This is a genomic window from Streptomyces sp. NRRL S-340, assembly GCF_000720185.1.
Lineage (GTDB): Bacteria > Actinomycetota > Actinomycetes > Streptomycetales > Streptomycetaceae > Streptomyces.
Genome location: NZ_JOIY01000038.1, coordinates 70131 through 76130 on the forward strand (window position 1 = coordinate 70131; position 6000 = coordinate 76130).

The 6000-nt window shown below is 68.3% G+C and carries 6 protein-coding genes and 1 pseudogene; 3 read left to right on the plus strand and 4 right to left on the minus strand.

The features are described 5' to 3' along the window. Positions 1-814 precede the first annotated feature (814 nt). A complete protein-coding gene (locus tag IG64_RS27890) occupies positions 815-1552 on the minus strand; it encodes an SDR family oxidoreductase (RefSeq protein ID WP_037861176.1) in 738 nt (245 codons plus the stop codon). Between the two features lie 220 nt (positions 1553-1772). Here IG64_RS27890 and IG64_RS27895 point away from each other — a divergent pair, with 220 nt between their 5' ends. Beyond that, positions 1773-2597, plus strand: coding sequence for a helix-turn-helix transcriptional regulator (locus tag IG64_RS27895; RefSeq protein ID WP_037861178.1), 825 nt, complete (start codon positions 1773-1775; stop codon positions 2595-2597). 588 nt (positions 2598-3185) lie between these two features. Here IG64_RS27895 and IG64_RS40685 read toward each other — a convergent pair. From IG64_RS40685 to IG64_RS27905, 3 genes and pseudogenes are all read right to left on the minus strand, one after another. Next, a pseudogene (locus IG64_RS40685) lies at positions 3186-3266 on the minus strand (IS5/IS1182 family transposase); the annotation flags it as partial. A 171-nt stretch (positions 3267-3437) separates the two neighbouring features. After that, the gene (locus IG64_RS27900; RefSeq protein ID WP_037861180.1) at positions 3438-3869 is read right to left on the minus strand and encodes a nitroreductase/quinone reductase family protein; all 432 of its coding nucleotides are present in this window, start codon (positions 3867-3869) and stop codon (positions 3438-3440) included. After that, positions 3866-4471, minus strand: coding sequence for an NAD(P)-dependent oxidoreductase (locus IG64_RS27905; RefSeq protein ID WP_037861182.1), 606 nt, complete (start codon positions 4469-4471; stop codon positions 3866-3868). The genes IG64_RS27900 and IG64_RS27905 overlap by 4 nt, the downstream gene beginning before the upstream one ends. A 59-nt stretch (positions 4472-4530) precedes the next feature. Here IG64_RS27905 and IG64_RS27910 point away from each other — a divergent pair, with 59 nt between their 5' ends. Next, the gene (locus IG64_RS27910) at positions 4531-4920 is read left to right on the plus strand and encodes a winged helix-turn-helix transcriptional regulator (RefSeq protein ID WP_037861195.1); all 390 of its coding nucleotides are present in this window, start codon (positions 4531-4533) and stop codon (positions 4918-4920) included. Positions 4921-4967: 47 nt separating this feature from the next. Continuing rightward, entirely contained in the window at positions 4968-5489 is a 522-nt protein-coding gene (locus tag IG64_RS27915; protein WP_051813405.1) for a hypothetical protein, read from the plus strand. Positions 5490-6000 lie beyond the last annotated feature (511 nt).

Here is a 6000-nt window from a genome sequence, read left to right on the forward strand (position 1 = left end):
CTTCGGCCCCTGCCCAGTCCAGCCGAGACGATCCCACAGCTCCGAAGCGCCCCACACTGAGTGCGGCGAACGTGCGGTCCTCCTGGAACGACAGCACCATCGCTGCTTCGCCGACGGCATCCAGTAGCGCCGCGACCGCCCCTGGGTGCGTTCCATACATCTTGCCGACGTTCAAAGTGACCCTTACCTGCCTCAACGATGTGCCGTGTGCCAGCAGGCTACGTCCCTGCAGACAAGAAAATCGATCACCGCTGTACAGACAGGGACTGAAGAACGAAGAGCAAACCTGAGGAATTTCACAGTTCCCCATCACGAAGGATCCGGCGGTGCGGAGAACGCAGTAGCGCGAGCAGCAATCTCTCGGAAGGCTGGAATACCAAGGTCGGCAGACTCCTGCTTCCGGGCGATCTGAGGCGTCGAGTCGGGCTGGCTTCTCTTCGGCGTGGGTCAGGCTGCTCTGCAGCTCGATCTCACCGAGCCATCCTTCCCATTCGGCTTCCAAGATGCGCGTGATGAGGCTGTCGCGGTTTTCGACAAGCCGGGGACGTTCTGTCGCGTCGTCAGTTCAGAGGGGCCCGTGAGTGGACATGGCGCGGCTGCGTCCTCGAAGTGGCGCAAGAGGACGCTGGATTGGGAAGATTGCAGCGGACGCGACTCCAGATCGATCTTCGGTCTCAGCAGCCTCGATCATCCGACGTCGCGTCCGTCGCTTCCACTCGGGTATGCCACCCACGCCACGGGCCAGAGGGCTTTTGTTGCCATGCACCCCGTGGAAGAGAGTCCCGCGGGTGCTGCACCGTAAGGGTGGGAGAGGTCAGCTCTGGGCGGTGGGCCGGACGACGATGTCGTTCACGTCGACCGCTGCAGGCTGTTCGATCGCGAAAGCGATGGCCCGGGCGATCGCGTCGGGTGGGATCGCGATGTCGTCCCGCGTCTTCGTGATCTCTGCTCTGACCTGGCTGTTGGTTGACGCCTCGGCGAAGTCGGTCGCAGTCGCACCAGGTGAGACGGTGGTCACCCGCAAGGAGTCGCCGGCTTCCTGGCGCAGTCCTTCGCAGATGGCCCGGACCGCGAACTTCGTGCCGGCGTAGACGGCCATGGTCGGCACGATGCGAAACGCGGCCGTGGAGGCGGTGGTGATGAAGTGGCCGGTTCCCTGCGCCCGGAAGACAGGCAGCGCGGCGCCGATCCCGTGCAGCACGCCCTTCACGTTGACATCGACCATGTGGTCCCACTCCTCGACGCGCAGATCGTCGAGAGGCGAGATGGTGCCGACTCCGGCATTGCTGACGAGTACGTCGAGTCGGCCGAAGCACTCACTGGCCAGCGCGACCAGGGCCTGCAGGTCGTCCCGCCGGGTCACGTCGGTGCGGATCTGCACGGCCGTGCCACCTGCTTTCTCGATCCGGGCCACCAGTTCCGCCAGGCGTTCGGACCGGCGCGCGCCGAGGACGAGTCGCGCGCCGCGTTCGGCGAGCAGCAGCGCGGTCGCTTCGCCGATGCCGCTGCTGGCTCCCGTGATCGCCACCACCTTGCCCTTGATTCCGGACATGCGTTGCCCTCTCCATCTTCGGCACCGGGGCCCGGAGTGCCGAGCGGCAGCGAGTCCTGGAGGAGCGTCCGCCAAGCCGTTGCGCACTGGGCGTCCGGGTGCCGGTGTGACCGTGTGAGGCCGTCGGTCATGCCGCGGCCCGTGCTCGCACACCAGTCTCCGATTGGATTAGCCTGGTATCCAGACCGTGTTTATTCTGGAACTGAAGGTGCCATCCGCCATGCCCACGCAGCCGGACCAACGCCGCCAGCTCAGTGAATTCCTGCGCAGCCGGAGAGAGCGCCTGACCCCTGACGAGGTGGGCCTGCCCCAGACCAGCCGCCGCCGGACTCCGGGACTTCGCCGAGAGGAACTGGCACTGCTGGCCGGGATCAGCGCCACCTGGTACACGTACCTGGAGCAGGGGAGAAAGATCCGCGTCTCCGAACAGGTGCTCAACGCCCTCGCCGCGGCGCTGCGGCTCGACCGGCACGAGTGCGATCATCTGCTCCAGCTTGCCGGTCACGCGCCTGCGGCCGAAGCCGAGGAACGCGAGCCGCTCCCGGCCGAGGCGGGTGCGATCCCCCTGTTGCTCCAGCCGAACCCGGCGTACATCATCGGCGGCAACTATGACGTCCTCAGTCACAACCAGGCAGCCCACGAGTTGTTCCCGAGGCTCATCACGGAGGCGGACCGGCCCGCCAACTTCGCCCGCTGGGTGTTCCTCGAGCCGGTGGCCCGGGACATCCTGGTCGACTGGGAACCCGAAGCACGCGGACTGCTCGGCCGCCTTCGGACGCTAGCGGCACGCCACTCCGGCGACCCGCGGTACACCCGACTGATCGAGGCCCTGAACGAGGGCAGCCCAGAGGTGCGGGACTGGTGGCCGCAGTACGAGGTGCAGGTCCGGCACAGCGGTCGCAAACGGCTACGACACCCACGACGGGGAGCGATCGATTATGCGTACACCGCTTTCCACCTGGCCGAGCAGCCGGAACAGACGCTGGTCGTCTATGTCGACAGCAGCGAACGGCCCGACGGGAGCGCAACCGTGACCGGCGAATGACGGAGGAGGCCGACGGCAGTACCAGGGCTCACGGTACGGCGGCGCAGGGCCGGCGGCCACGCGCGGGCAACTGCTGAAGATAGGGGACCGTCTCACCACGGGTGACGCGTGGGGCCCAGCCATTCTTCGATGCGAGCTGCACGCGGTTACTTCTCTGTCGGCTCCGAGGTGGACTTGACCCCGGTTTACGACGAGCCCAGTTCGTCTCGAACGTCGGCCCAGGTTGCCCCCCGTCTCACCGAACCCGGTGCCCCTGCATCTCGCCATCTGAGAACGCATCAGCCCTGCCGCGGGTGAGGTGATCGTGCAGGGCGAAGACCTCGGAGCGTGGACAGGGGCGCAGCGTGCGGGGTGAAAGCGGCTCATGCCCGCACAGCAGTACCTCCTGGAGGCACTGGGACTGGAACCCGCCCCGCCAGGGCCGAGGCGGCGGCGCGGCCGGCGGGACGGCGGGAGGCTGCGCGCGCGGTGAACCTGGCCGCCGCCCGGCCGTTCCGCTCCTCAGACGTCACCCTCTGGAAGATCCTTCGCGCCTGACCCGTCGCCCGCCACCGGACCGACACCCTGTCCCATGAGCAGCGCCCGGTGGTGAAGCCAGGCGAACGCGCGCTCGACAACCCAGCGCACCTTGCCCAGTCCGGAGCCGTGGGCGACGCCGCGCCGGGCGATCAGCCAGGAGGGGACGCCCTTTCAGGCCCTGCCTCGGCGAGTTTTCGATCTGCTCCGGGGCGGACTGGACGCCGTGCTCGGGGTGGCGAACGGTCCAAGCGGTCGTCGCGGGTCGTGCCGGCGCGGCCCGGCAGGCACCTTCCGTGGCCTGCAGGCAGCGCAACGGGCCGGTCAGCTGGATCGGCGCACCGGGGTGACCAGGACCAGGGGGATCTCTCGGGTGGTCGCGGTGCGGTAGGTCGCGTACGAGGGCATTGCCGCCACCACCGCCGGCCATAGACGGGCGGCCTCGGCCGCCGTGGCGGGGCGGGCGGTCGCCGGCACGGTGGCCTCACCGACCTGGAGGGTGACTTCAGGATCGGCCAGCAGGTTCAGGTACCAGGCGGGATGGCGGTCCCCGCCCGCGTTGGACGCCGTCAAGACGTAGGCGTCCTCGTCGCGCACGTACGTCAACGCCGTCCGGCGCAGCAGGCCGGACCTGCGGCCCCGGGTGGTCAGGAGCAGGTCGGCCATCCCGGGCCGGGGGTGACCGCCGGTCTCCTCGAAGCGGCGGATGTGATCGGCGACCCAGGGGGTCGGGCTGTCGTGGATCGTGTCGGTCATGCGGCGGACACTCCGACGTGGGTGCGGTGCAGGGTCGGGGCGTCGACCTGGTCGAGCAGGGCACGGGCGAAGTCCGCGGGTGTGATCCGGCTGTCGGCGGCCGCGGGAGCGAGCACGTATCCGCTCGAAGGTCCGCCCTCGTCGTCGAAATCTCCCGCCGGGCTCATCACCACCCAGTCCAGGGCTTCCGGCGCTGCCGCCCGCAGCTCCTCGGTACCGGCGCCGTGACCGACGTAGAACTCCCTCCACTCCTGCGGATAGCCGGGAACATCCATCAGCAGGTCCCCGGTCTCCGTCGGCAGCACAGACGCCAGCCCGACCGACACCAGCCGCTTCACCGCTGCCGCCGGGAGTCCCACTGCGAGGGCGCGGGCGACGGAAGGGAAAAACTCGTCGGCCGGAACGCCGGGGTCGTACACGGCGACAATCGCCGCATCGTGACCCTCCGCGAGCCGCGCCACGGTCGCCGCGTCCGTCACCTGCCCGTCAGCCCGTCCGGCCTCCGTGACCTCGTGCCCCCGGCGCCGGGCCTCCGCCACGGCCGCCCGGCCCACACGGCCACCCGCCCCGAACACGATGATCCTGCTGTTGTTCGTTTCCATGGACGAGACAGTAGGACGAGGCCTGGTTTCCGATCGGTTACCGCCCTACCGTGGGGATCATGACGAAGCCGCACGCCGAACTGCCTCCCCTGGATCCGGAGATGTTCGACCCCGTCTGCCCATCCCCTCTAGCGCCGTTCCGTGTGGGTGACAAATGGGCGGCGATGATCCTGCGCTGCCTGCAGGACGGCCCACGCCGATTCTCGGAACTCAAGGGCCCGCTGCGTGGGGTCACCGCCAAATCTCTGAGCCAGTCCCTGCGCAGACTGGAACGGGACGGCTTCGTCGCACGGAAGGCGTACGAGGGCACCAAGCCCCGCGTCGAGTACTCCCTGACCTCACTCGGCCGCGGGCTCCTGGGCCCGTTGGACGCGGCGTGCGCATGGACGCGTGAGCACTGGGACGAGCTGATCGACGCACACGAAGCACACCTGCCCCAGGTCGGCTGACTTGAGTCGGCTGGGGCGTGTGTCGGAAGTGCTTTAGGTTGGCTGATGTGAGCGCGCGGGGACGGAGTTACCGATATGTCGGACCGGTGGAGCTGGAGGCTGCGGTCCGGCCTGGCAGCGGCGGGTGCCGGATCAGCTCGGCGGCTGACTTCGATGGCTGGATCACTGAGCGATCGGCGGCAGAGCTGACCGAGCCGTTCACCTTCGTGGTCGGCACGGATGGTGTGCTTCGGCTGGCGCCGCGGCGAAGCGAGCACGTGGCCTGCGCCGGTGGGGGCATGGTTCTGGGTGCTGGCGAGATCAGCTTCGTGCGCGAGGCAGACCGGTGGACGGTGGGTGAGGTCAGCAACCAGTCCACCGGATACTGCCCGGACGTCACCTCCTGGTCGGCCGTCGCTCATGCTCTGGACGACGTAGAACTTGGGCGGCCCTCCGGCTTCACCCACGAGATGGTGTTCCGGCGATGCCCCGACTGCCAGGAGCACAACATCGTGCGCGAGGGTGACTTCGTCTGCGTCTTCTGCGGAGGCGATCTTCCGGAGACGTGGAATGTGGATCCCGCCGTATGACGGCCGGGGGTCACAGCCACTCGTTGATGGCTGTGACGAGGACAGTCGCTTCGAAGCGGATCGCGAGCTTGTCGTACCGCGTGGCGACGGCGCGGTGCCTCTTGAGCCCTCAACTGCCGCCGGGGCCAGACAGCCGGCCGACCCGCCTTCATGCCCTTCGGCAGCAGCGGCTCCAACACCGCCCACTGCGTGTCCGTGAGATCTCCCCGCCCCATGAACCGAGACCATTCACAGTCCAAAATCCACTTTCGGCACACAGCCTAGGGCTCTGACCACATACGTTCACCGGCTCTGGAGCCGGTCCCTCGATTGAGCCTGAGTACCCTCGACTCGTGGAAGACCGCGAGCAGTACGTGAGGTATCAGCAGGACCGCACGGTGCTGGCGGCGGTCGGGGCTCATCTCGATGCCCGGATCAGCCGGATCAGCGTTCGGTTGCCTCGGCCCGTGGCCGAGTCGGCGGTGGCTGCCTGGGACCGTGAGGAACTGGGTGGAGTCGGCGAGGAGAGCCG